Raw genomic sequence first — 25,829 nt, forward strand, 5'->3', positions numbered from 1 at the left:
CCGCTCAGGCCGCCAGCCGCACCGGGATGCGGCGGCGGCCGAAGGCGCGCGCGACGGTGCCGAAGCGGCCGGCGACCGGTGTGCCGCAATCCGGGCAGGCGCCATGTTCGTCGAGCCGGCAATCCAGCACCTCGTACCAGTCGCGCCGCAGCAGTACCGCGTGGCATTGCGCACAGAAGGTGGTGCCGCCCTCGATGTCGTGCACGTTGCCGGTGTAGACGTGGTGCAGGCCGTTGGCCAGGGCGATGCTGCGGGCGCGCCTGAGCGTCGCGGGCGGCGTCGGCGGCAGGTCGAGCATCCGGTAGTCGGGATGGAAGGCCGTGAAATGCAGCGGCACGTCGAGGCCGAGCCGATCGGCGATCCAGCGCGTCATGGCGTCGATCTCCGCATCGCTGTCGTTGAGTCCGGGAATCAGCAGCGTCGTGATCTCGAGCCAGCAGCCGGTGTCGTGCCGCAGGTAGAGCAGGGTGTCGAGCACCGGCGCGAGGTGGGCACCGGTCTGCCGGAAGTAGAAGCTTTCGGTGAAGCCCTTCAGGTCGACATTGGCCGCATCCATCCGGGCGTAGAAGTCGCGTCGTGGCTCGGCATGCATGTAGCCCGCCGTGACCGCGACGCTGTGCAGGCCCATGGCGTGGCAGGCGTCGGCCGTGTCCATCGCGTACTCCGCGAAGACCACCGGGTCGTTGTAGGTGAAGGCCACGCTCGAGGCGCCGTTCGCGCGCGCCGCTTCGGCGATCCGCTGCGGCGAGGCGCTGTCCGAGAGCCGGTCCTGCTCGCGGCTCTTGGAGATGTCCCAGTTCTGGCAGAACTTGCACGCGAGGTTGCAGCCCGCGGTGCCGAAGCTCAGCACGCTGCTGCCGGGAAGGAAGTGATTGAGCGGCTTTTTCTCGATCGGGTCGATGCAGAAGCCCGAGCTGCGGCCATGGGTCGTGAGCACCATCGCGTCGCCGACACGCTGGCGCACGAAGCACAGGCCGCGCTGACCCTCGTGCAGGCGGCAGTCGCGCGGGCACAGGTCGCACTGGACGCGGCCGTCGTCGAGCCGGTGCCACCAGCGGGCAGGGGCCGAACCGGCCGTCCGTGTGTCGAGGTCGGTCATGGCGCTTCCTCGAAGGCGAAGGCCGCGTAGCCCACCACCCGGTCGCGATCGCCCGCCGTGTCGCCGGAGTTGCACAGGTCGAGCAGTCGCGGCGCCAGCCCATGGGCCTGGGCGGCTCGCAGGGCGCCGTTGATCGCCGCCGCCCCGCAGGCCTGCTGCGGTGCGAGGCCGGCATCGAGGTCCAGGATGCGCTGCACGGTCGCGCGGTCCGCGGCCTGCGCCTGCGCGTAGGGCAGATAGTGCGACAGGTCCGAGCTGATCACGATCAGGGTTTCCGGCCCGCCCCAGAGCCGATCGAGGACCCGAGCCACCGCCTCCGGGTCGGCGTCGCCGACCACCAGCGGTGCCAGCGAGAAGGCGCCGAGCACGCTCTGCAGGAAGGGCAGCTGGACCTCGATCGAATGCTCTTGGGCGTGCGCCCGGTCGCTGCGGAGCACCTGCGGCAGGCCGTCGATATTCGCGAGCGCTTCGGCATCGATCGCCGTGCGCCCGAGCGGGGTTTCGAACGCGGCGCAGTCGGGCGCGGCCAGGCCGTCCACCCAGACCCGATGCGCGGGCCCGAGCAGCACGACACGGGTGACCGTGGCATGGCGCCCGCGTCCGAGCAGGGCATAGGCCGCGGCGGCCACCGCGCCGGAGTAGGCGTAGCCGGCGTGGGGTGCGATCAGGAGCTTCGGCGGCCCGCCAGCACGATGGTGGTTGTCGTCAGCGGCCTCGCCCAGGCAGCGTTCGACCTGCTGGCGCAGCGCCGGGGGCGCGGCCGGGTAGAACAGGCCGTCGACAGCGGCGCGGCGAACGGCAGGCATGGGCGGATCTCCAGCCGCCCAATTTGAACCGTCCGCTGCGGAAAATCAATCCGGTCCGCCCTGGGCCTGCCCCGGCGGCACCGCGCTGCGCCGGTCGATCTTGCGGCTCAGCACCACCGAGGTGTGCGTGTGCTGGATGCCTTCGATCAGGCCGATGCGGTCGAGCAGCGCGTCGAGCTGCTCGTTGGTCTCGCAGCGCAGGGCCAGCATGTAGTCGTACTGGCCGCTGACGGCCGAGAGTTCCTCGACCTCGGGCAGCCGTTCGAGCGCGCGGACCACCGCGGCGCCGGCCTTCGGGGCCACGCTGAGGCCGCAGTACGCACGCACGGCTGCGTGTTCGAGGCGCTGGCCGAGCCGCACGCCATAGCCGGCGATCACGCCGTCGCGCTCCAGCCGCGCGATGCGGGCGACCACCGTGGTGCGCGCCACGCCGAGCTTGCGCGCCAGCGTCGCGGCGGGCTCGCGGGCGTCGGCCTGGAGCAGGCTCAGCAGGTGGCGGTCGGTGTCGTCCAATGAATCACTTATTGAACTTCGGCGATCAGTTCGATCTCGACGCAGGCGCCGAAGGGGATCTGAGCGACGCCGAAGGCGCTGCGCGCATGGGCGCCTTTCTCGATGCCGAAGACCTCGGCCATCAACTCGCTGGCGCCGTTGGTCACCAGGTGCTGCTCGGTGAAGGTGGGCGTGGAGTTGACCAGGCTCATCAGCTTGACGATGCGCTTGACCTTGTTCAGGTCGCCGACCGCCGCGTGCAGGGTGCCGAGCAGGTCGATCGCGATCGCGCGCGCGGCCTGCTTGCCTTCGTCGGTGCCGAGTGCGCCGCCGAGCTGGCCGACCCAGGGCTTGCCGTCCTTGCGGGCGATGTGGCCGGAGAGGAAGACCAGGTTGCCGGTGCGCGCGAAGGGCACGTAGGCCGCGGCGGGCGTGGCCACCGGGGGCAGGGTGATGCCGAGGGCGGTGAGTTTGTCGTAGACGCTCATGAGGATTCCTTGTTCTGGGATTGGGATTGGGATTGGGATTGGGACTGCGTTTGGGACTGCGACGCCGCCACGGCCGCCGCCTGCTCCTTCAGCTCTTCGAGCGGCCGCACCGTGACGCTGACCGCGAGCGTGTGGCGTGCACCGCCATGCAGCACGCCGCGCATCGGCGAGACATCGGAGTAGTCGCGTCCGATGGCCAGCGTCACGTAGTCCTCGCCGGGCTGGCGGCCGTTGGTCGGGTCGAAGTCGGCCCAGTCGCCGGGGCCGTCGGCGCCCGGCAGGTAGACCGAGACCCAGGCATGCGAGGCGTCGGCGCCGATCAGGCGCGGCCGGCCCGGCGGCGGCTGGGTCAGCAGGTAGCCGCTCACGTAGCGGGCCGGCAGCCCGAGGGTGCGCAGGCAGGCGATCATGATGTGGGCGAAGTCCTGGCAGACGCCCTTGCGCTGGGCCAGCGCCTCGATCGCCGGCGTGCTGATCTCGGTGCTGCCGGCGTCGTATTCGAGATCGCGGTACATGCGCAGCGTCAGGTCCATCGCGGCGTCGAAGGCCGGCCGGCCGGGCGCGAAGCTGGCCCGTGCGTAGGCGGCGAAGTCGTCATGGCGCGGCACATAGCGCGACGGAAAGACGAAATCCGAGGCCGGGTCGTAGCTCGAATCCTTGACATAGCGGAAGCGCTCGCGCACCTCTTCCCAGGGCAGCTCCCGGGCGATCGCCGGCGACAGCACCGGCGGGGCGGTGTCGACCACGCTCTCGGCGGTGACCACCAGCTCCTCGTGGGTCGCTTCGAGCGCGAAGAAGGCGCGGGTGTTGCCGTAGACGTCCGGCGATTCGCCGTGCTGGGCCGGGGTCGGGCTGATCGTCAGCGCGTGGCTCACCAGGCGCTGGGAGGCCGTGTTCATCGGCTTCAGGTGCGCCAGGTGCTGCGCCGTCTCGACCGGCGGCGCGTAGTCGTAGCGGGTGGCGTGGGTGACGTGAAGCAGCATGGACGGGACTTTACTCGCCCCCGGGCGCGCGGCCTCAGGCGCCCACGGAACGCAGCGATTCGGAGGTCAGCGTGAAGTAGCGCGTGCCGATGGCATCCGACACATGGTAGGCGGCGGTTTCGCTGGCGGCGAACAACTGCACCAGGGCCGGGTATTGGGCCTCCGGACCGGCCTCGCAAAGCCCTTCGAGGGTCCAGGTGTCGGGGTCGGGCAGGTCGTACGACAGCGCGGTGAGCTTGTCGGGCGCGCTGCCCGCCAGCTTGGCGATGCGCTTGCGCAGGGTGTGCGTGACCCACGCCAGCGAGCGCGGGTTGTCGCCGTCCTGCACCAGCAGGTCGACCAGGGTGGCGACGTCGCGCCGCTGCTGGTAGCGTGCATGGAAGGTGATGGTGCTGTCGAACAGCGCCACCATCGCCTCGAAGCCGCTGACCTCGTGCACCGAGCCATGCTCGAAGCCGGCGGCCAGCGCGCTCGACAGGAAGCCGAGCCGCTCGATGTGGCGGCCGATGGAGAGCAGCCGCCAGGCGTCGTCGCGCGTCATGCGGTCGGTCTGGGCACCGGTCATGGCCGACAGCGAGGTGCTGGCCGATTCGAGCAGGCGCAGCGCGATGCCGGTGGCGTAGCCGCCCTCGGCCTTCTCGCCGGCCTGTTCGGCGCTGCGCCGCAGGAAGTCGGACTCGGCGCGCACGATCTGGTTCCAGTGGTCCTGCGACAGGCGTTCGCGCACCGCGGCGGCCGACTGGCGGATGCAGCGCAGGCTCCAGCCCACGCTGCCCCCGGTGTCGACGTTGCCGAGCTCGGCGATCAGCGCCCGCTCGAAGACGCGCCGCGACTTGGGCAGGCTCGGTACTTCGGGCGGCACCAGCGCATTGCGCTGGGCCAGCTGATGCAGCCAGACCAGCAGGGCGCGCGAGGACTGGTCTTCGCCGCTCAGCAGGTCGAGCGTGAGCCGGGCCAGCCGCACCGCGTTCTCGGCCCGCTCGGTGTAGCGCCCGAGCCAGAACATGTTCTCGGCCGCGCGGCTGGTGACCGGGGCGCGGTGGCGCGCCAGCGAGGCCGGCGTGGCGTGCGGCTGCAGCAGCGTGGTGCGGTCGACCTCGCCGTCGGTGCGCACCCATACGTCGGCGCTGCTGCCGCCGCGCTGCATCGAGGCGATCTGCGCGTCGCGTCCGGCCAGCCGCGCCAGCCCCCCCGGCAGCACGCGCCAGGAGCGCGGACCGTCGCTGACCGCGAACACCCGCAGCAGCACCGAGCGCTGCGCGATGTGGCCGCGGCCGAGGTCCTGGGTCCAGGTCGGCATCTGCGACAGCGGCAGGTAGCTTTGTACCGTGTGGGCCTCGCCCTGGCGCACGATGCGGCCGGCCCATTCGTCGAGCTCGCGGCGGCCCATGTGGCGCCCCAGCACGGCATCGAAGCTGGTGTGGGCGTCGACATCGGGGTAGGTCGCCTTGATCGCGCAGTCGGCCAGCTGCGGCAGCACGGCTTCCATCGCCGCGCGCTCGCCGCACCACCAGGTCGGCAGCGCGGGCAGCTGCAGCTTCTCGCCGATCAGGCGTCGCGCCAGTGCCGGCAGGAAGCCCAGCAGCGCCGGCGATTCGAGGAAGGCCGATCCGGGCATGTTGGCCACCAGCACGTTGCCGGCGCGGATCGCCTGCAGCAGGCCCGGCACGCCGAGCGTGGAGTCGGGTCGCAGTTCGAGCGGGTCGAGGAACTGGTCGTCGAGCCGCTTGACCAGGCCGTGCACCGGCCGCAGGCCCTGCAGCGTCTTGAGATAGAGGCGCTGGTCGCGCACCGTGAGGTCATTGCCCTCGACCAGCGTGATGCCGAGGTAGCGCGCCAGGTAGGCGTGCTCGAAGTAGGTCTCGTTGTAGGGGCCGGGCGTCAGCAGCGCGATGTGCGGCGGCTGGCCGGCCGGGCACATGCGCTGCAGGCCTTCCATCATCGCGTTGTAGGTGGCGGCCAGGCGCTGCACCTGCAGGTTCTCGAAGGCCTGCGGAAACTGGCGCGCGATGGCGAGCCGGTTCTCGAGCAGGTAGCCCAGGCCCGAAGGCGCCTGGGTGCGCTGCGAGACCACCCACCAGTTGCCGTCGGGCCCGCGCGCGAGGTCGAAGGCGGCGATGTGCAGCCAGGTGTCGCCCGGCGGGCGCACGCCGTGCAGCGCCCGCAGGTAGCCCGGATGGCCCTGCACCAGCGCCGGCGGCAGCAAGCCTTCGGCGAGCAGCTGCTGGGGACCGTAGACGTCGGCCATCACGTGGTCGAGCACCCGCACGCGCTGCTGCACGCCGGCCTCGATCTGGGCCCAGCTGTCCGGCGAGACGATCAGCGGAAAGAGGTCGAGCGACCACGGCCGCTGCGGACCGTCGGCGTCGGCATAGACGTTGTAGGTGACGCCGTTGTCGCGGATCTGGCGCTCGAGGCTGATCGCGCGCCTTGGCAGGTCGTCGAAGCCGCCCGGACCGAGGTTCTCGAAGAAGCCGCTCCAGGCGGGCGCCAGCGGTGCCCGGTCGCCGGCATCGTCGTCCGCCTGCGCGGGCGGCGTCTCGGGACGGGGGGCGGCGGCATCGTAGAGCGGCGCCGGCTGCGACGGGGCACCCTGGCGCGCTTCGTCCTCCGGGGTCGCGCCGCCGCGCAGTTCGTCGAAATGGCCGGGTGCGGCCGGGGGGGCGAGCGCGGCCGCGAGCGCCGCAGGCGCTTCCAGGGCCTGGGCGTCGAAGAGGGATTCGTTCAGTGGGTCCACGGTGCGCCGATTGTCACACTGCGGTCACGACGACGAGATTCGCTCGCGTGAGAAAAGTCCGAAACGCCGCGCCGCTTCGGCATCCGCTCAGCGCCGCAGGTCGAGCGTGAACGGGAACTCGCGGCTGCCCGCCAGCTCTATGGTCGCCGGCGGCGTGCTCATCAGGCCCGGCGTGTGGCCCATGCGCGTGAAGCGCGAGTGGCGCCGGCTCTCAGCCTCGTAGGCGTTGACCGGGAAGGTGTCGTAGTTGCGCCCGCCCGGATGGGCGACGAAGTACTGGCAGCCGCCGAGCGAGCGCTTCATCCAGGTGTCGACGATGTCGAAGGTCAGCGGCGCATGGGCGCCGATGCTCGGATGCAGCGACGACGGCGGATTCCAGGCCTTGTAGCGGACGCCGGCCACGAACTCGCCGACCGTGCCGGTGGGCTGCAGCGGCAGCACTTTGCCGTTGACCGTGACGACGTGGCGGCTCTCGTTGAGGCCGGTGACGCGCACCTCGATGCGTTCGAGCGACGAGTCGACATAGCGCACGGTGCCGCCGGCCGAGCCTTCCTCGCCCATCACGTGCCACGGTTCGAGGGCATTGCGCAGCGACAGCTCGACGCCCATCGCCTGCACCTGCCCGACCAGCGGGAAGCGGAACTCGAAATGCGGCGCGAACCAGTTCGGGTCGAAGGCGAAGCCGGCTTGGCGCATCTCGCTGATGACGTCGTCGAAGTCCATCTTGACGAAGGTCGGCAGCAGGAAGCGGTCGTGCAGCTCGGTGCCCCAGCGCGTGGCCGGCGCCTGGTACGGCGCGTCCCAGAAGCGGGCGATGAAGGCGCGCAGCAGCAGTTGCTGGGCGATGCTCATGCGCGCATGCGGCGGCATCTCGAAGGCGCGCAGCTCGAGCAGGCCCAGGCGGCCGGTGCTGGAATCGGGCGAATAGAGCTTGTCGATGCAGAACTCGCTGCGGTGGGTGTTGCCCGTGACGTCGACCAGGATGTTGCGCAGGGTGCGGTCGACCAGCCAGGCGGGCATGTTCTGGCCGTAGATCTCGCGGTTGCGGGCGATCTCCTTGAGCGCGATCTCGAGTTCGTAGACCTGATCGTTGCGGGCCTCGTCGACCCGCGGCGCCTGGCTGGTCGGGCCGATGAACATGCCCGAGAACAGGTAGCTCAGCGATGGATGGTTGTGCCAGTAGAGCAGCAGGCTGGCGAGCAGCTCGGGCCGGCGCAGGAAGGGGCTGTCGGTGGGCACCGCGCCGCCCATCACGAAGTGGTTGCCGCCGCCGGTGCCGGTGTGGCGGCCGTCGGTCATGAACTTCTCGGCCGACAGGCGGGTCTCGAAGGCCGCGTTGTAGAGGAACTCGGTGTGGTCCACGAGCTCGCGCCAGTTGTGCGCGGGGTGGATGTTGACCTCGATCACGCCCGGGTCCGGCGTGACCTGCAGCAGCTTCAGGCGCGGATCGCGCGGCGGCGGGTAGCCTTCCATGACGATCTTCACGCCGAGCTGCTCGGCCGTGGCCTCGATCGCCGCGACCAGGTCGAGGTAGTCCTCGAGCCGTGCCAGCGGCGGCATGAAGACATACAGCACGCCCGAGGCACTGCCGAGCTTCTCGGCCGCCGGGCCATTGGCGCGGCGCGGGTCGCGGACCTCGACGCAGAGCGCGCTGCGCGTGATCCAGTGCGCCGACTCGCCGCGCCGAGGCTGGCGCGGCGTGGTCGGGTCGATGGTGTCGTCCGTCGAGCGGTCCGGGCCGTCGCCCGGCGACTGCATGCGCAGCGCCGCCGGCGTGGCTTCGGGCGCGCCGAAGGCATAGGGCACGGCGCCGCGGTCGCCGCTCGCGCCGCTCGGCGCGAGGGCGCTGTAGCGGGCGCGGTAGTCGGCGGCACTGGGCAGGCTGCCGAGCGGCGCGGTCGGGTCGCGTTCGACCAGGTAGGGGTAGTCGCCCTTGCGGGTCCAGGGCTGGGAGTCGAGCGGCAGCCGGTAGCCCATCGGCGAGTCGCCGGGGATCAGGTACATGCGGTCGTCGCGCAGGAACCAGGGGCCGGTCTTCCAGCCCGGGCCGGCCAGCGCCGGCGCATCGCTGTCGGCGTTGCCGGCCTCGATCGGCAGCATGTAGCCGATCACCGCATCGAGCTTCTGCGTGAACACCCGTCGCAAGCGCACACGCTCCATCTCGTCGTCGAGCTTGGAGTCGAAGGGATCGACGTTGACCGGCAGCCGGCGTTCGCGCCAGAGGTAGTAGTAGACGTCCTCGTAGCCGGGCTGGATGTAGCGCTCGGTGAGGCCCAGGCGATGCGCCAGCACGGTGGTGAAGCGTTGCGCGTCCTCGCTGGTGTAGTGCGTGGGATGGCGCTCGTCGGCGAACAGCTCGGGGTTGTGCCAGAGCGTCTGGCCGTCGGCCCGCCAGTAGATCGACAGCGCCCAGCGCGGCAGCTGCTCGCCCGGGTACCACTTGCCCTGGCCGAAGTGCAGGAAGCCGCCCTGGCCGTATTCGGCCCGCAGCTTGTGCACCAGTTCGGTGGCATAGCCGCGCTTGGTCGGGCCCAGCGCATCGGTGTTCCATTCGGGCGCATCGCGGTCGCTGGTCGCGACGTAGGTCGGCTCGCCGCCCATCGTGAGCCGCACGTCGCCGGCTTTCAGGCGCTTGTCGACCGCATCGCCCAGGGCCACGATCTCGGTCCATTGCTCGTCGGTGTAGGGCTTGGTGACACGCGGCGACTCGTAGATGCGCGTGACCTTCATCTCGTGGCCGAACTCGACCTCGGCATCGTCGACCACGCCTTCGATCGGCGCGGCGCTCGAGGGCGTCGGCGTGCAGGCCAGGGGGATGTGGCCTTCGCCGGCCAGCAGGCCGGAGGTGGCGTCGAGCCCGATCCAGCCGGCGCCCGGCAGGTAGACCTCGCACCAGGCGTGCAGGTCGGTGAAGTCGACCTCGGTGCCGCTCGGGCCGTCGAGCGCCTTGACGTCGGGCGTGAGCTGGATCAGGTAGCCCGACACGAAGCGCGCAGCCAGCCCGCAGTGGCGCAGCAGCTGTACCAGCAGCCAGCCCGAGTCGCGGCAGGAGCCCGAGGCGTTGGCGAGCGTTTCTTCCGGCGTCTGCACACCGGGCTCCATGCGGATCAGGTAGTTGACGTCCTGCTGCACCTGTTGGTTGAGGCCGACCAGGAAGTCGATGGTGCGCTGTTCCTTGCGGTCGATCTTCTCGAGGTAGGCCTTGACCAGCGGCGTCGCCTCGTCGGCCACCAGGTAGGGCGCGAGTTCCTGGGCCTGTGACTCGGTGTACTTGAATGGGAAGTTCTCGGCCTGTGGCTCGAGGAAGAAGTCGAAGGGGTTGTAGACCGCCATCTCGACCACGAGGTCGACCGTGACCTTGAACTCGCGCGTCTTCTCGGGAAACACCAGCCGCGCCTGGTAGTTCGCGAACGGGTCCTGCTGCCAGTTGACGAAATGCTCGGCGGGTTCGACCTGCAGCGAATACGAGATGACGTTGCTGCGGCAGTGCGGCGCCGGGCGCAGCCGGACCACCTGGGGGCCGAGTTGCACCGGACGGTCGTACTTGTAGTGGGTGACGTGGTGGAGTGCGGCGTGGATGGACATTGTTTCTCGGTGCGTCGAGGGTGCCTCGGAGTGAGACGCATACTAGCCGACACACAAAGCAATTTGCGCGCCAAAGAAGTGCGCAGGGAGTGAATTGCACATGAAGTCTGGAGTCGGGTCGTGAGGGCCGGCCGGGAGCGGCACGCCCTGGCCGCCTTCGCCGCGATGGCGGGGTCGGTGCTGGGCGCTGCGCTGCAGCTGCAGCAGGGCGCGTTGTGGCATGGCGCTGTCTATGCCGGGCTGCTCGGCGTCGGGGTGGCCGGCTGGTTCGCGCTGCGTGCGATGCGCTGGGGGCTGCCGGCCGGCCTGCAACTGTCGGTGGCCCTGTGGGTCGGTGCGATGGCGGGGGGCGGCCTGGCGGGCTGGCGCGCGGTGGCGTACGCCGCTGGTGCCCTGCCTGCGGCGGTCGAGGGTCGCGACCTGTGGGTCGAGGGGCGGGTCGCGGGCATGCCCCAGCATGGCGCGGGCGTGACGCGGTTCACCTTCGAGGTGGCGTCGGCGCGCTGGGTCGCCGGATCGATGGACGGCGAAGAACCGCCGCGCGTGCCGGCGCGGATTTCGCTCGCCTGGTACGCGCAGGGCGGTGGCCTGTGGGGCCGGTCCGAAACCGACGCGGCACCGCCCGCGGCCCTGGCCGCATCGGTCCGGGCGGGCGAGCGCTGGCGCCTGGCGGTTCGGCTCAGGGCGCCGCACGGCAGCTTGAACCCCCACGGCTTCGATCGCGAGCTGTGGATGTGGGAACGGGGCGAGCAGGCCAGCGGCCAGGTGCGCAATGGCGCCCGCGATCCGCAGCCCGAACGGCTGGCTTCGACCTGGCGCCATCCCGTGGAGCGCCTGCGCGAGGCGGTGCGCGACGCCATCTTCGAGCAGGTCGACGAGCCACGCCATGCCGGCGTGATCGCGGCGCTGGTCACCGGCGACCAGAACGCCATCGAGCGCAGCGACTGGGACGTCTTCCGCGCCACCGGCGTGGCCCACCTGGTGTCGATCTCGGGGCTCCACATCACGATGTTCGCCTGGCTCGCCACGCTGGGCGTCGGCGTGCTGTGGCGCCGCAGCACCCGCCTGATGCTGCGCTGGCCGGCGCCGCATGCCGCCCTGATCGGCGGCGTGCTGCTCGCCACCCTCTACGCGGTGTTCAGCGGCTGGGGCGTGCCTTCGCAGCGCACGGTGCTGATGCTCGCGGCCATCGGGGTCCTGCGCCTCACCGGCCGGCGCTGGCCCTGGCCCTTCGTCTGGCTGCTGGCCTGCGCGGTGGTGGTCGCGGCCGACCCCTGGGCCCTGATGCAGGCCGGCTTCTGGCTCAGCTTCGTCGCCGTCGGCGTGCTGTTCGCGGCCGACGCCGCGGCGCCCGGCGACGCGCCGTCGGGCATCGGTGCCCGCCTGCTGCGCCTGCTGCGCGAGCAGTGGGTCGTGACGCTGGCGCTGACGCCGCTCACATTGCTGCTGTTCCAGCAGGTCTCGGTCGTCGGCCTGCTGGCGAATGCGATCGCGATCCCCTGGGTCACGCTGGTGGTGACGCCACTGGCGATGCTGGGCGTCGTCGTGCCATCGCTCTGGCACCTGGCCGCCGGGTCGGTCCAGGCGCTGCTGGCCGTGCTGGAGTGGCTGGCGGGCCTGCCGTTCGCGACCTTGTCGATGGCGGCGCCGCCGCTCTGGACCGCCATCGCCGGTGTGGCCGGCGGCGTCCTGCTGGCGATGCGGCTGCCCTGGTCGATGCGCATGCTGGGGCTGCCGCTGCTGCTGCCGGCCCTGGTGTGGCAGGCGCCGCGCCCGGCGCCGGGAGAGTTCGAACTGCTGGCCGCCGACATCGGGCAGGGCAATGCGGTGCTGGTGCGCACCGCCTCGCACAGCCTGCTCTACGACACGGGCCCGCGCTACAGCCTCGAAAGCGATGCCGGGCAGCGGGTGCTGGTGCCGCTGCTGCGCGCGCTCGGCGAGCGGCTCGATGCGATGGTGGTGAGAGCCACCGCGACAGCGACCACAGCGGCGGTGCCGCCGCGGTGCTCGCCGCGCAGCCGCAGTCGATGCTGCTGAGCTCGATCGAACCCGGGCACCCGCTGCAGGCGGTGCGTGCCGCGCAGCGCTGCGAGGCCGGCCAGCGCTGGACCTGGGACGGCGTTGATTTCGAAGTGCTGCATCCCCGGGCCGACGACTACACCGTGTTTGCGCCGCCGAAGCCGAATGCCATCTCGTGCGTGCTGCGCATCGGCAATGGCCGGGTGGCCGCCCTGCTGGCCGGCGACATCGAGCGGCTGCAGGAGGCGGCGCTGGTGGCCCGCACGCCCGGGCTGCGGGCCGACCTGCTGCTGGTCCCGCACCATGGCAGCAAGACCTCGTCGAGCGGGCTGCTGCTCGACGCCATGCAGCCGCGCATCGCGCTGGTCCAGGCCGGCTGGCGCAATCGATTCGGGCATCCGGCCGGGGAGGTGGTGGCGCGCTACCGGGCGCGGGATATCTCGCTGGTGGAGTCGGCGCGCTGCGGTGCCGCCACCTGGGCGAGCAGTGCCCCGGAACAGCTCCGGTGCGAGCGGGTGCAGGGTCGGCGCTACTGGCATCACCTGCCGCCCTGAGCGTCCCGGGGGCGCAAATTCCGTCATTCGCCGCCCGGGTTTGGCCTTGAACTTGCTAAGCTATGGCCAAGGAGATTGGTCGTCCCATGCACAAATTCGATGAGATGTACGAACAGCTGCCCTACAACGGCGCGGCGGTCCGGAGCCACTACAAGCGTTACGACCAATGGCTCGCCAGGCAACCCGGCGAGGTGATGCGGTCGCGGCGCGAGGAAGCCGAATTGATCTTTCGGCGGGTGGGCATCACCTTTGCCGTCTACGGCGCCAAGGACGAGGACGGTTCGGGCACCGAGCGCCTGATCCCGTTCGACCTGCTGCCGCGGATCATCCCGGCGCACGAATGGGCCTCGATGGAAAAAGGCCTGGTCCAGCGGGTCACGGCGCTGAACCGCTTCATCCACGACGTCTATCACGGGCAGGAGATCATCAAGGCCGGTGTGATCCCGGCCGAACAGATCCTGAACAACGCCCAGTACCGGCCCGAGATGGTGGGCGTCAAGGTACCGAACGACATCTATTCGCACATCTCGGGCATCGACATCGTCCGCGCCCCCGACGCCCAGGGCAACGGCGAATACTACGTGCTCGAGGACAACCTGCGGGTTCCCAGCGGCGTGAGCTACATGCTCGAGAACCGCAAGATGATGATGCGGCTGTTCCCCGAGCTGTTCAGCCAGAACCGGATCGCGCCGGTCGCCCACTATCCCGACCTGTTGCTCGAGACCCTGCGCGCCTCGGCGCCGCCGGCCACCGCCGAGCCGACGGTGGTGGTGCTGACGCCCGGCATGTACAACAGCGCCTACTTCGAGCACGCCTTCCTGGCGCAGCAGATGGGCGTCGAGCTGGTCGAGGGGCAGGACCTGTTCGTCAAGGACGACTTCGTCTACATGCGCACCACGCGCGGCCCGCGCCGGGTCGACGTGATCTATCGCCGGGTCGACGACGACTTCCTCGACCCCGAGGTGTTCCGCCCGACCTCGACCCTGGGCTGCGCCGGCCTGATGCAGGCCTACCGCGAAGGCAACGTCGTGATCTGCAACGCGGTCGGCACCGGCGTGGCGGACGACAAGTCGATCTATCCCTACGTGCCGAAGATGATCGAGTTCTATCTCGGCGAGAAGCCGATCCTGAAGAACGTGCCGACCTACATGTGCCGCAACAAGGACGAGCTCGCCTACACGCTCGAGAACATGAAGGACCTGGTCGTCAAGGAGGTGCACGGCGCCGGCGGCTACGGCATGCTGATTGGTCCGGCCGCGACCCAGGCCGAGATCGAGGACTTCAAGAAGGCCGTGCTCGCCAAGCCCGACGGCTACATCGCGCAGCCGACCTTGAGCCTGTCGACCTCGCCGACCTTCGTCGACGCCGGCATCGCGCCGCGCCACATCGACCTGCGGCCCTTCGTTCTGTCGGGCAAGGAGGTGCAGATGGTGCCCGGCGGCCTCACGCGCGTGGCGCTCAAGGAGGGCTCGCTGGTGGTCAACTCGTCGCAGGGCGGCGGCACCAAGGACACCTGGATCCTCGAGGCCGATCGCAGTGCCCGGCCGCGCGCGCCGGCGCAGTCGCAAAGCCAGTCCTGATCAGAAGAAGAGAGCACACGGAAGCACACCCATGATGTTGTCACGCACCGCCGATCACCTCTACTGGATGTCGCGCTACACCGAGCGGGCCGAGAACACCGCGCGCATGCTCGACGTCAACTACCAGACCTCGATGCTGCCGCAGTCGGCCGAGGTCGCGCAGTACGGCTGGCAGGGCCTGCTGTCGATCAGCGAACTGCTGCCGCTCTACAACGAGGAGCACCAGGGATTCAAGCCCGACGAGGTGATGGAGTTCATGGTCAAGGACGAGTCGAACCCGTCGTCGATCCTGTCCTGCCTGCGCGCGGCGCGCGAGAACGCGCGGGCCGTGCGCGGCTCGCTGCCGACCGAAGCCTGGGAGACCCAGAACACGACCTGGCTGGAAGTCAACCGGATGCTGCGCGCGGGCGATTTCGAGCGCGACCCGGGCCAGTTCTTCGAGTGGGTCAAGTTCCGCTCGCACCTGTCGCGCGGCGTGACGCTGGGCACCATGCTGCAGGACGAGGCCTTCTACTTCTCGCGCCTGGGCACCTTCCTCGAGCGGGCCGACAACACGGCGCGGCTGGTCGACGTCAAGTTCCATGCGCTCAACAGCGAGTTCTTCGGCACCGCCACCGAGGAAGACCAGGAGTACGACTTCTATCACTGGAGCGCGATCCTGCGCAGCGTCTCGGCCTTCGAGGTCTACCGCAAGGTGTACCGCGACGTGATCAAGCCCGAGCGCGTGGCCGAGCTGCTGATCCTGCGCGCCGACATGCCGCGATCGCTGCACGCCAGCCTGCGCGAGGTGGTGAGCAACCTCGACATGGTCAAGAACGAGCAGAGCGCCGAGACGCAGCGCCGCGCCGGCAAGCTGCTGGCCGACCTGCAGTACGCGCGGGTCGACGAGATTCTCGCGACCGGGCTGCATGCCTACCTGACGCAGTTCCTCGACCGGGTGAACGAGCTGGGGTGGCGGATCAGCCAGGACTTTCTGGTGCCGGGGCACTGAGCGGGCTTTGGATCGTGCCCCAGACGAGTCAGCCCTGAAGACGGTTCTGGCTCATACGGGAAGCGCTTCGGCCAGCACCTGTTCGCGGAATTTGGGTGGAAGGTCGGCGGGCGTCTTCAGGCCGACCTGGATGCCGAGCAAGTGTTCCAGCTCATCCTGCAGCCCCCCCAGGTCGAACAGCGTTGCACCCGGAAGAGCATCCACCAGCAGATCCAGGTCACTGCCGTCTTCGTCGGTGCCGTGGAGCGTCGATCCGAACACGCGCGGATTGGCGACGCGATAGCGGGCAGCGGCTTCGCGAATGGCACCGCGTTGGCGTTCCAGGGCAAGCGACGGCTTCATGGGGTTGCATCTTAGCGAACAGGCGCTGACTCACACCAGCGTCGCCCTGCGCACCGCCAGCGCCCACCGCCCCATCGCCTCCTCGGCCTTGGCGCGGCTCAAGGTCGGCATGAAGCGGCGCTCGACCCGCCACAGCTTCGACAGCTGTCCGACGTCGGCATAGACCCCGGTCGACAGCCCCGCGAGATAGGCGGCCCCGAGCGCCGTGGTCTCTGTGACCTCGGGCCGCACCACAGGAATCCCCAGCAGATCCGCCTGGAACTGCATCAGCAGGTCGTTCACGCAGGCGCCGCCATCCACCCGCAGTTCCGCCACCGGCATGCCGCCCGCGGCGACCGCGTCTCGGCTCATGGCCTGCAGCAGCGCGGCGCTCTGGTAGGCGATGCTCTCCAGCGCCGCGCGCGCGATGTGGGCGACGGTGGTGCCCCGCGTCAGGCCGGTGATGGTGCCGCGCGCGTCGGCGTCCCAATAGGGCGCGCCGAGCCCGGTGAAGGCCGGCACCATCATCACGCCGCCGGCATCGGGCACGCTCTCGGCCAGCGCCTGCACCTGGGCGCTGCCCTGGATCGCCTTGAGGCCGTCGCGCAGCCATTGCACCACCGCGCCGCCGACGAAGACGCTGCCCTCCATCGCGAACTGCGGCGTCGCACTGGTCTGCGCCGCGCTGGTCACCAGCAGGCCGTTGTGCGAAGGCTGGAAGGCGCCGCCCGTGTGCATCAGCATGAAGCAGCCGGTGCCGTAGGTGTTCTTGGCCATGCCGGCCGCGAAGCAGGCCTGGCCGAAGAGGGCGCTCTGCTGGTCCCCCGCGACGCCGCCGATCGGCAGGCTGCGGCCGAGCAGGGCGGCGTCGATGTCGGCGAAATGCGCACTCGACGGCTTGACCTCGGGCATCAGCGAGGCCGGGATGTCGAGCGCCTTCAGCAGCTCGGCATCCCATTGGTTGGCGTGGACGTTGAACAGCATCGTGCGCGAGGCATTGCTGACGTCGGTCACGTGCACCTTGCCGCCGGTCAGCTGCCACATGAGCCAGCTGTCGACCGTGCCGAAGGCCAGCTCCCCGCGCCCGGCGGCGGCGCGCGCGCCCGGCACGTTGTCGAGCAGCCAGCGCAGCTTGGTGCCCGAAAAGTAGGCGTCGATCACCAGGCCGGTCTTCTCGCGGATCGGGTCGGCCATGCCGTCGGCGCGCAGCTGGGCGCACAGCGGCTCGGCGCGACGGTCCTGCCAGACGATCGCGTGATGCACCGGCTGGCCGGTCTTGCGGTCCCACAGCAGCGTGGTCTCGCGCTGGTTCGTGATGCCGACGGCATGGATGTCGGCGGGCTGCAGCCCGGCCTTGTCCAGCACTTCGCGTGCGGTGGCGAGCTGGCTGTTCCAGATCTCCATCGGATCGTGCTCGACCCAGCCGGGACGCGGGTAGATCTGGGTCAGCTCGCGCTGCGCGATGGCGACGATGCGGCCTTCGGCATCGAACACGATGCTGCGTGAACTGGAAGTGCCCTGGTCGAGGGCCAGCAGGTAGGTCATGGAAAGAATCCTTCAGGTGTCGCGCGCGATCTCGCAGCGTACCTGGGCGCGCTCCAGCAGTTCGGGAAAAGGCGGCGGCGGCTCGGCATCGGTGAACAGGCAATCGATCTGCGACAGCTTCGCCAGCTCGATCATCGCCGGCCGGTTGAACTTGCTGGCGTCGGCCGCCAGCCAGACTTCGCGCGCCTGGGCGATGATGGTCTGCGCCACCTTCACCTCGCGCAGGTCGAAGTCGCGCAAGGTGCCGTCGTCCTCGATGCTCGAGACGCCGATCAGCGCGATGTCGACCTTGAACTGGCGGATGAAGTCGACCGTCGCCTCGCCCACGATGGCGCGGTCGCGCAGCCGCACCGAGCCGCCCGCCACGATCACCTCGCAGGCCGGGTTGTCGCTCAGGATGCTGGCCACGTTGAGGTTGTTGGTGATCACCCGCAAGCCGGTATGGCGCAGCAGCGCCTTGGCGATCGCCTCGGTGGTGGTGCCGATGTTGAGGATCAGCGAGCAGTCGTTGGGGACTCGGGCCGCCACCGCGCGCGCGATCCGCGCCTTGCCTTCGGCGTGCAGCGTCTCGCGCTGCCGGTAGCCGATGTTCTCGGTGGTCGAGCTCGGCACCCGCACGCCGCCGTGGAAGCGCGCCAGCAGGCCTTCGTCGGCCAGTCGCTGGACGTCGCGGCGCACCGTCTGGAGCGTGACGCCGAGCATGTCGGCGAGCTGCTCGACCGTGATCGAGCCTCGCGTGCGGACGGTGTTGAGGAGCTTGAGCTGGCGCGGGTTGGAATTCACGGGGGGAAGGGAGAAGCGGCGCGTTCTACTTTAGAACGAACAAAAACGAATGGACTTTAGGGTTAACGACTAGGAAAATCGCATCGTAAGGAACCAAAATGAAAAGATTCGAAAGCGAAAAGCCCCTTGATCGTGAACCAAGTCACATCGGATCGGAACCTATCGCCGTGAGCGCCATTGCCTCGCCACAGCAGCCGTCGGCCACCGACTGCGACGTGCTCATCGTCGGCGGCGGCATCAACGGCTGCGGCATCGCGCGCGACCTCGCGGGTCGCGGCTGGCGCGTGCTGCTTTGCGAGAAGGACGACCTCGCGGCCCACACCTCGTCCTCGTCGACCAAGCTCATCCACGGCGGCCTGCGCTACCTCGAGTACTACGAGTTCTCGCTGGTGCGCAAGGCGCTGCAGGAGCGCGAGGTGCTGCTCAAGAGCGCGCCTCACATCATGTGGCCGCTGCGTTTCGTGATGCCGCACGACCCCTCCATGCGGCCGGCCTGGATGATCCGCATCGGCCTGTTCCTGTACGACCACCTGGCCAGGCGCGAAGTGCTGCCGGGCTCGCGCACCGTCGACCTGCGCCGCCACGAGGCCGGTGCGGCGCTCAAGCCGGCGTTCAAGCGCGGCTTCGTCTATTCGGATGGCTGGGTCGACGATGCACGCCTGGTGGTGCTGAACGCGATCGACGCCCGCGCCCGCGGCGCCGAGGTGCTGACCCGCACCCGTTGCGCGAGCGCGCAGCGCAGTGCCGACGGCTGGACCGCGGTGCTCGAGGGGCCCGAGGGACGGCGCACGGTGCGTGCCCGCGCCGTGGTGAACGCCGCCGGCCCCTGGGCCGAGGCCTTCCTGCGCGGCGTGGCGCATTCGGCGCAGGGCGAGGCGCTGGCGACGCGGCACCTGCGGCTGGTCAAGGGCAGTCACATCGTGGTCCCGCGCGTCTTCGGCCACGACCACGCCTACATCTTCCAGAACCCCGACAAGCGGATCATCTTCGCGATTCCCTACCAGGACGACTTCACGCTGATCGGCACCACCGACATCGAGCTGCAAGGCGACGATCCGGGCGCGGCGCGCATCGGCGCCGACGAGATCGATTACCTGTGCGAGCAGGCCAGCCGCTATTTCGCGCAGCCCGTGAAGCCGTCGGACGTGGTCTGGACCTATTCCGGCGTGCGGCCGCTGCTCGACGACGCCTCGGGCGACCCCGCTGCCGTGACGCGCGACTACATGCTCGAGTCGAACACCGCGGCGGCGCCGCTGCTGTCGGTCTGGGGCGGCAAGATCACCACCTTCCGCAAGCTGGCCGAGGACGCCGCCGACGAGGTGGGACGGATGCTGGGCGAAACCCGCAGCGCCTGGACCGACGGCGCCTTCATGGCGGGCGGCGACCTCGCCGACTGGATCGGCGCGACCACCCGCAGCACGCGCCCCGACGACGACTTCGAACGCTTCGTGGCCGCCGTGCAGGTGCGGCACCCCTGGCTCGAGCCCGCGCTGGCGCACCGCCTGGCACGGGCCTACGGCGCCCGGATCTCCGAAGTGCTGGGTGACGCCGCGTCGATGGCCGAGCTCGGGCCGGCCGTGGCCCCCGGCCTGCACGAGCGCGAGCTGCATTACCTGCAAGACCAGGAGTGGGCCTGCAGCGGCGACGACGTGCTCTGGCGCCGTTCGAAGCTCGGCCTGCGCTTCACGCCGCAGCAGCGCGACCAGGTGGGCGCCTGGATGCAGCGCCACGCCCGCTCGAAGGAAGGAGCCCCATGCAGCTGAGCCTCGAACGCGTCACCAAGAAGTCGGGTCCGCAGACCTGGCTCTACCCGCAGAGCATCGCGCCCCACAGCGGCGCGGTGACGGTGCTGCTGGGCGCGACGCAGGCCGGCAAGACCAGCCTGATGCGCCTGATGGCCGGGCTCGACGCGCCGACCGAAGGCAAGGTCCTGGTCGACGGCCAGGACGTGACCGGCGTGCCCGTGCGCCAGCGCAACGTGGCGATGGTCTACCAGCAATTCATCAACTACCCGTCGCTCAGGGTGGCCGACAACATCGGCTCGCCGCTCAAGCTGCGCGGCGAGAAGAACGTCGAGGCGCGGGTGCGCGAACTGGCCGACAAGCTGCATATCGGCATGTTCCTCGACCGCTATCCGGCCGAGCTGTCGGGCGGCCAGCAGCAGCGCGTGGCGCTGGCGCGCGCACTGGCCAAGAACGCGCCGCTGATGCTGCTCGACGAGCCCCTGGTCAACCTCGACTACAAGCTGCGCGAGGGCCTGCGCGAAGAACTCACGCAGCTCTTCGCGAGCGGCGATTCGACCGTCATCTACGCCACCACCGAGCCCGGCGAGGCGCTGCTGCTCGGCGGCTACACGGCCGTGATGGATGCCGGCGAGCTGCTGCAGTACGGCCCGACCGCCGAGGTCTTCCATGCGCCGCAATCGCTGCGGGTGGCACGCGCCTTCAGCGATCCGCCGATGAACCTGATGGCCGGCCGCGTGGTCGCCGAAGGCGTCCAGATCGAGGGCGGCCCGCTGCTTCCGATCGCGCTGCCGGCCGGTGTCGACGGCGCGGTCACGGTCGGCGTGCGCGCCAGCGCGCTCGACGTGCAGGCGGGCGAGGGCGGCATCGCGCTGCCGGGCAAGGTCGAGCTGGCCGAGATCTCGGGCTCCGACACCTTCGTCCACGTCGAGACCCTGGTGGGCGAACTGGTCGCGCAGCTGACCGGCGTGCACCGCTTCGATCTCGGCGCCGCCGTCACGCTGTACTTCCATGCGCCGCAAGCCTATGTGTTCGACGGCGGCGAGCGGCTCGCCGTGGCGCCCGACTGGCGCCGCCCGAAAGGCTGACATGGCACGCATCGATCTCGACCTCGCCCATGCCTACCGCGCGAATCCGACGCAGGACAGCGACTACGCGCTGCTGCCGCTGCGGATGAGCTTCCGCGACGGCGGCGCCTATGCCCTGCTCGGGCCCTCTGGCTGCGGCAAGACCACGATGCTCAACATCATCTCGGGCCTGCTGGCGCCGTCGAAGGGCAGCGTCAAGTTCAACGGCCGCGACGTGACGCTCGAGACCCCGCAGCAGCGCAACATCGCCCAGGTGTTCCAGTTCCCGGTGATCTACGACACCATGACCGTGGCGCAGAACCTCGCCTTCCCGCTGCGCAACCGCAACGTGCCGGCCGAGCAGATCCGCAGGCGGGTCGGCGAGATCGCCGAGATGCTCGACATGAGCGGCCAGCTCAACCAGCGCGCGGCCGGCCTCGCCGCCGATGCCAAGCAGAAGATCTCGCTCGGCCGCGGGCTGGTGCGCAGCGACGTCTCGGCGGTGCTCTTCGACGAACCTCTGACCGTGATCGATCCACACCTCAAGTGGCAGCTCCGGCGCAAGCTCAAGCAGATCCACCGCGAGCTCAAGCTGACGCTGATCTACGTCACGCACGACCAGGTCGAGGCGCTCACCTTCGCCGAAGAAGTGGTGGTGATGACGCGCGGCAAGGCGGTGCAGATCGGCAGCGCCGAGGCCCTGTTCGAGCGCCCGGCCCACACCTTCGTGGGCCATTTCATCGGCTCGCCCGGCATGAACTTCCTGCCGGTGATCAGCACGGGCGGCATGCTCGACATCGCGGGCACGCGGCTGGCGGCGACGCGCGAGTTGCCGCAGGGCGCGCTCAAGCTCGGCATCCGGCCCGAGTACGTCGCGCTGGCCGAGCCCAGCGCGCCGGGCGCCGTGCCCGCGACGCTGACGCAGCTGCAGGACGTGGGCACCCACCTGATGCTCACCGCGCAGGTCAACGGCAGTGCCCTGAAGGCCAGGCTCGCTTCCGAGGCCGTGGTGCCCGCGGCCGGCGCCACGGTGTGGCTGAAGGTGCTCGGCGCCAAGAGCTGCTTCTATCGAGACGAGGAGCTGGTGGCATGAACGGATCCAACAAGCCCATCAACCAGAAGGCCTGGTGGCTGGTGCTGCCGGTGCTGCTGTGCGTCGCCTTCTCCGCCATCGTGCCGCTGATGACGGTCGTCAACTACTCGGTGCAGGACATCATCTCGCCCGAGCGGCGCGTGTTCGTCGGCACCGAGTGGTTCGCCGCCGTGATGCGCGACGACGAACTGCACGCGGCGCTGTGGCGGCAGCTCGGGTTCTCGATCGCGGTGCTGGTGGTCGAGATCCCGCTCGGCATCCTGCTCGCGCTGTCGATGCCGGCCACCGGCTGGAAGGCCTCCGCCGTGCTCGTGATCGTCGCGCTCTCCCTGCTGATCCCGTGGAACGTGGTCGGCACCATCTGGCAGATCTTTGGCCGGGCCGACATCGGCCTGTTCGGCTACACGCTGCAGAAGATGGGCATCGACTACAGCTACACCGGCAATGCCAGGGATGCCTGGCTCACCGTGCTGCTGATGGACGTCTGGCACTGGACGCCGCTGGTCGCGCTGCTGTGCTTCGCGGGCCTGCGCTCGATCCCCGATGCCTACTACCAGGCGGCGCGGATCGACGGCGCCAGCAAGTTCGCGGTGTTCCGCTATATCCAGCTGCCGAAGATGCGCGGCGTGCTGGTGATCGCCGTGCTGCTGCGCTTCATGGACAGCTTCATGATCTACACCGAGCCCTTCGTGCTCACCGGCGGCGGGCCCGGCAATGCCACCACCTTCCTGAGCCAGTACCTCACGCAGAAGGCCGTCGGCCAGTTCGACCTGGGCCCGGCGGCGGCGTTCTCGCTGATCTATTTCCTGATCATCCTGCTGCTGTGCTTCGTGCTCTACAACTGGATGCTGCGCGTCGGCACGCTGGACGTCGAGGAGGAAAAATGAACGAAGACCGCTTCCAGAAGCGCACCCTGTTCATGGTGCTCTACCTCGTCTTCGCGCTGTTGCCCATCTACTGGATGGTCAACATGAGCTTCAAGACCAACGAGGAGATCCTGTCGAGCTTCTCGTTCTTTCCGCAGCAGCTCACCTGGGAGAACTACCGGCGCATCTTCACCGACGAGTCGTGGTACTCGGGCTACATCAACAGCCTGATCTACGTCGGCATCAACACCGTCATCTCGCTCACCGTCGCACTGCCGGCCGCCTATGCGTTCTCGCGCTATTCCTTCCTTGGCGACAAGCATGTCTTCTTCTGGCTGCTGACCAACCGCATGACGCCGCCGGCCGTGTTCCTGCTGCCGTTCTTCCAGCTCTACTCGACGGTCGGCCTGATGGACACCCACCTGGGCGTGGCGCTGGCGCACCTGTTGTTCAACGTGCCGCTGGCGGTCTGGATCCTCGAGGGCTTCATGAGCGGCATCCCGCGCGAGATCGACGAGACGGCCTACATCGACGGCTACTCGTTCCCGCGTTTCTTCCTCACCATCTTCCTGCCGCTGATCAAGGCCGGCGTCGGCGTCGCGGCCTTCTTCTGCTTCATGTTCAGCTGGGTCGAGCTGCTGCTGGCGCGCACCCTCACCAGCGTGAACGCGAAGCCGATCGTCGCGACCATGACGCGCACCGTGAGCGCCTCGGGCATGGACTGGGCCACGCTGGCGGCGGCCGGCGTGCTGACCATCGTGCCGGGCGCGATCGTGATCTGGTTCGTGCGGCACTACATCGCCAAGGGCTTCGCGATGGGCCGCGTCTGAGAATCGAGGAGCACACCATGTTCGAATGGATGGTCTGGACCACGCCGGTGGCGATCTTCTTCAGCTGCATCGCGCTGATGCTGGTCGGCATGACCGTGTGGGAGCTCAAGTCGCCCACCACCTTGCGTCGCGGCTGGCTGCCGCTGGAGACCACGCGCGGCGACCGGCTCTTCATCGGGCTCCTGGTCGCGGCCTACATCAACCTGATCTTCATCGGCATTGCCGGCAGGCTCCAGGAGTGGATGAGCCTGGAGGCCGAGCCGTCGATCTGGATCAGCTTCGTCATTTCAATGGGTGTGCTCGCGCTGGTGATGCGCAAGGGCTGAACCCACCTTTTCCACGGACCGGCTCTTTCGCTTTCCCGGAGCCGGATCTGCAAGAAGCGGGAAGCGCCATCGAGGAGACAAGCATGAAGATTCGCTACACAGCGTTGGCAGCGGCGGCGGCGGCTTTCGCCCTGCAGAGCGCCTGGGCCGGGGAGGCGGAGGCGAAGAAATGGATCGACAGCGAATTCCAGCCGTCGAGCCTCAACAAGGAGCAGCAGGCGGCCGAGATGAAGTGGTTCATCGACACCGCCAAGAAGCTGCAGGACAAGGGCGTCAAGGAAATCGCGGTGGTGTCCGAGACCATCACCACCCACGAGTACGAATCGAAGACGCTCGCCAAGGCCTTCGAGGAGATCACCGGCATCAAGGTCAAGCACGACATCATCCAGGAAGGCGACGTGGTCGAGAAGCTGCAGACCTCCATGCAGTCGGGCAAGTCGATCTATGACGGCTGGATTTCCGACTCCGACCTGATCGGCACGCACTACCGGTACGGCAAGATCATGTCGCTGACCGATTACATGGCCGGCGCCGGCAAGGAGTGGACGAACCCCGGCCTGGACGTCAAGGACTTCATCGGCACCAGCTTCACGACCGCGCCCGACGGCCAGCTCTACCAGCTGCCCGACCAGCAGTTCGCCAACCTCTACTGGTTCCGCGCCGACCTTTTTGCGCGCCAGGACCTCAAGGACAAGTTCAAGGCCAAGTACGGCTACGACCTCGGCGTGCCGCTGAACTGGAGCGCCTACGAGGACATCGCGGAGTTCTTCACGGTCGACGTCAAGAACATCGACGGCAAGCCGATCTATGGCCACATGGACTACGGCAAGAAGGACCCGTCGCTGGGCTGGCGCTTCACCGATGCCTGGCTGTCCATGGCCGGCACGGCTGACAAGGGCATCCCGAACGGCATGCCGGTCGACGAATGGGGCATCAAGGTCGCGGCCGACAAGTGCACGCCGGTCGGCGCCACAGTGGCGCGCGGTGGCGCGACCAATTCGCCGGCGGCGGTCTATGCGCTCACCAAGTACATCGACTGGATGAAGAAGTACGCGCCCAAGGAAGCGACCGGCATGACCTTCGGCGAGGCCGGGCCGGTGCCGGCGCAGGGGCAGATCGCGCAGCAGATCTTCTGGTACACGGCCTTCACGGCCGACATGACCAAGGCCGGGCTGCCGGTGGTCAACGCCGACGGCTCGCCCAAGTGGCGCATGGCGCCCGGGCCGAACGGGCCCTACTGGAAGCAGGGCATGCAGAACGGCTACCAGGACGTCGGCTCGTGGACCTTCTTCAAGAGCCACGACCCCAACAAGACCGCGGCTGCCTGGCTCTATGCGCAGTTCGTGACTTCCAAGACGGTCTCGGCGAAGAAGAGCGTGGTCGGCCTGACCTTCATCCGGGAGAGCGACATCCAGCATGAGTACTTCACGCAGAACGCCAACAAGTACGGCGGCCTGATCGAGTTCTATCGGAGCCCGGCGCGCGTGGCCTGGACGCCGACCGGCACCAACGTGCCCGACTACCCGAAGCTGGCGCAGCTGTGGTGGAAGAACGTGGCCGAGGCCGTGACCGGCGAGAAGACACCGCAGAAGGCGATGGACACGCTGGCCGAGGAGATGGACAACGTGATGGGCCGTCTGGAGCGCGCGGGCATGGCCAAGTGCGCGCCCAAGCTGGCGCCGAAGGGCGATCCGGCCAAGATGCTCAGCGACGAGCATGCGCCGTGGAAGAAGCTCGCCAACGAGAAGCCGAAGGGCGAGACCATCGACTACACGAAGCTGCTGACGGCGTGGAAGGAGGGCAAGGTGCGCTGAGGCGAGGAGGCGCGCGCGGGCGGAGACCGCCGCGCGCGCGTATTCTCATTCTTATTCTCCAAGCCGATGCACCGAGAATGCTGCCCACTACGCAACACTAGTGGTGCG

At 69.1% G+C, this 25,829-nt stretch carries 19 protein-coding genes and 1 pseudogene; 10 read left to right on the forward strand and 10 right to left on the reverse strand.

All coding sequences use genetic code 11. The features are described from left to right. Positions 1-4: 4 nt before the first annotated feature. From amrS to AC1DF3_RS28490, 7 genes are all read right to left on the reverse strand, one after another. The gene (gene amrS / locus AC1DF3_RS28460; protein ID WP_478141591.1) at positions 5-1,099 is read right to left on the reverse strand and encodes an AmmeMemoRadiSam system radical SAM enzyme; all 1,095 of its coding nucleotides are present in this window, start codon (positions 1,097-1,099) and stop codon (positions 5-7) included. Further along, on the reverse strand, positions 1,096-1,905 hold the full coding sequence (gene amrB / locus AC1DF3_RS28465) for an AmmeMemoRadiSam system protein B (protein ID WP_478141592.1): 810 nt from the start codon (positions 1,903-1,905) through the stop codon (positions 1,096-1,098). The genes amrS and amrB overlap by 4 nt, the downstream gene beginning before the upstream one ends. Positions 1,906-1,950: 45 nt before the next feature. Further along, complete coding sequence (locus AC1DF3_RS28470; RefSeq protein WP_286533104.1) at positions 1,951-2,430, reverse strand: Lrp/AsnC family transcriptional regulator; 480 nt, start codon at positions 2,428-2,430, stop codon at positions 1,951-1,953. Further along, positions 2,427-2,885: a RidA family protein gene (locus tag AC1DF3_RS28475; RefSeq protein WP_286532406.1), complete on the reverse strand. Its 459-nt coding sequence runs from the start codon at positions 2,883-2,885 to the stop codon at positions 2,427-2,429. The genes AC1DF3_RS28470 and AC1DF3_RS28475 overlap by 4 nt, the downstream gene beginning before the upstream one ends. Further along, complete coding sequence (locus AC1DF3_RS28480) at positions 2,882-3,868, reverse strand: transglutaminase family protein (protein ID WP_478141593.1); 987 nt, start codon at positions 3,866-3,868, stop codon at positions 2,882-2,884. Before AC1DF3_RS28480 ends, AC1DF3_RS28475 begins: the two co-directional genes overlap by 4 nt. 34 nt (positions 3,869-3,902) lie before the next feature. Continuing rightward, entirely contained in the window at positions 3,903-6,605 is a 2,703-nt protein-coding gene (locus AC1DF3_RS28485; protein ID WP_286532410.1) for a circularly permuted type 2 ATP-grasp protein, read from the reverse strand. An 87-nt stretch (positions 6,606-6,692) separates the two neighbouring features. Continuing rightward, complete coding sequence (locus AC1DF3_RS28490; RefSeq protein ID WP_478141594.1) at positions 6,693-10,190, reverse strand: transglutaminase family protein; 3,498 nt, start codon at positions 10,188-10,190, stop codon at positions 6,693-6,695. A gap of 165 nt (positions 10,191-10,355) precedes the next feature. On the opposite strand from AC1DF3_RS28490, the pseudogene AC1DF3_RS28495 reads away from it, so the two are divergent. The 3 genes and pseudogenes from AC1DF3_RS28495 (at position 10,356) to AC1DF3_RS28505 (ending at position 15,334) form a co-directional block, all read left to right on the forward strand. Next, positions 10,356-12,763 (forward strand): annotated as a pseudogene (locus AC1DF3_RS28495) (DNA internalization-related competence protein ComEC/Rec2). A gap of 86 nt (positions 12,764-12,849) precedes the next feature. Then, positions 12,850-14,343, forward strand: coding sequence for a circularly permuted type 2 ATP-grasp protein (locus AC1DF3_RS28500; protein WP_286532413.1), 1,494 nt, complete (start codon positions 12,850-12,852; stop codon positions 14,341-14,343). 34 nt (positions 14,344-14,377) lie between these two features. Beyond that, a complete protein-coding gene (locus AC1DF3_RS28505) occupies positions 14,378-15,334 on the forward strand; it encodes an alpha-E domain-containing protein (protein ID WP_286524877.1) in 957 nt (318 codons plus the stop codon). Between the two features lie 51 nt (positions 15,335-15,385). On the opposite strand, the gene AC1DF3_RS28510 is transcribed toward AC1DF3_RS28505, so the two are convergent. The 3 genes from AC1DF3_RS28510 to AC1DF3_RS28520 are packed head-to-tail and all read right to left on the reverse strand — an operon-like array spanning position 15,386 to position 17,983. Then, positions 15,386-15,676, reverse strand: a complete 291-nt coding sequence (locus AC1DF3_RS28510) for a nucleotidyltransferase family protein (RefSeq protein WP_478141595.1) — start codon at positions 15,674-15,676, stop codon at positions 15,386-15,388. Between the two features lie 30 nt (positions 15,677-15,706). Next, positions 15,707-17,200, reverse strand: coding sequence for a glycerol kinase GlpK (glpK, locus tag AC1DF3_RS28515; RefSeq protein ID WP_478141596.1), 1,494 nt, complete (start codon positions 17,198-17,200; stop codon positions 15,707-15,709). 12 nt (positions 17,201-17,212) lie between these two features. Beyond that, positions 17,213-17,983 (reverse strand): DeoR/GlpR family DNA-binding transcription regulator, encoded by a 771-nt coding sequence (locus tag AC1DF3_RS28520; protein ID WP_286532418.1) that lies wholly within the window; start codon positions 17,981-17,983, stop codon positions 17,213-17,215. A 98-nt stretch (positions 17,984-18,081) separates the two neighbouring features. Between AC1DF3_RS28520 and glpD the strand changes: the two genes are divergently transcribed. The 7 genes from glpD to AC1DF3_RS28555 all read left to right on the forward strand — a co-directional run bounded on the left by glpD (position 18,082) and on the right by AC1DF3_RS28555 (position 25,721). Next, the gene (gene glpD, locus AC1DF3_RS28525) at positions 18,082-19,746 is read left to right on the forward strand and encodes a glycerol-3-phosphate dehydrogenase (RefSeq protein WP_478141597.1); all 1,665 of its coding nucleotides are present in this window, start codon (positions 18,082-18,084) and stop codon (positions 19,744-19,746) included. After that, positions 19,737-20,813: an ABC transporter ATP-binding protein gene (locus AC1DF3_RS28530; protein ID WP_286532421.1), complete on the forward strand. Its 1,077-nt coding sequence runs from the start codon at positions 19,737-19,739 to the stop codon at positions 20,811-20,813. Before glpD ends, AC1DF3_RS28530 begins: the two co-directional genes overlap by 10 nt. Before the next feature lies 1 nt (position 20,814). Further along, complete coding sequence (locus AC1DF3_RS28535) at positions 20,815-21,885, forward strand: ABC transporter ATP-binding protein (protein ID WP_286532422.1); 1,071 nt, start codon at positions 20,815-20,817, stop codon at positions 21,883-21,885. Further along, positions 21,882-22,772: a carbohydrate ABC transporter permease gene (locus AC1DF3_RS28540; protein WP_286532424.1), complete on the forward strand. Its 891-nt coding sequence runs from the start codon at positions 21,882-21,884 to the stop codon at positions 22,770-22,772. Before AC1DF3_RS28535 ends, AC1DF3_RS28540 begins: the two co-directional genes overlap by 4 nt. Continuing rightward, a complete protein-coding gene (locus AC1DF3_RS28545; RefSeq protein WP_286524725.1) occupies positions 22,769-23,581 on the forward strand; it encodes a carbohydrate ABC transporter permease in 813 nt (270 codons plus the stop codon). Before AC1DF3_RS28540 ends, AC1DF3_RS28545 begins: the two co-directional genes overlap by 4 nt. Before the next feature lie 17 nt (positions 23,582-23,598). Next, positions 23,599-23,907, forward strand: a complete 309-nt coding sequence (locus tag AC1DF3_RS28550) for a DUF2160 domain-containing protein (protein WP_286532426.1) — start codon at positions 23,599-23,601, stop codon at positions 23,905-23,907. Between the two features lie 83 nt (positions 23,908-23,990). Then, positions 23,991-25,721: an ABC transporter substrate-binding protein gene (locus AC1DF3_RS28555; protein ID WP_286532428.1), complete on the forward strand. Its 1,731-nt coding sequence runs from the start codon at positions 23,991-23,993 to the stop codon at positions 25,719-25,721. Positions 25,722-25,829 lie beyond the last annotated feature (108 nt).

This window comes from Variovorax sp. 10N432 (assembly GCF_056394465.1).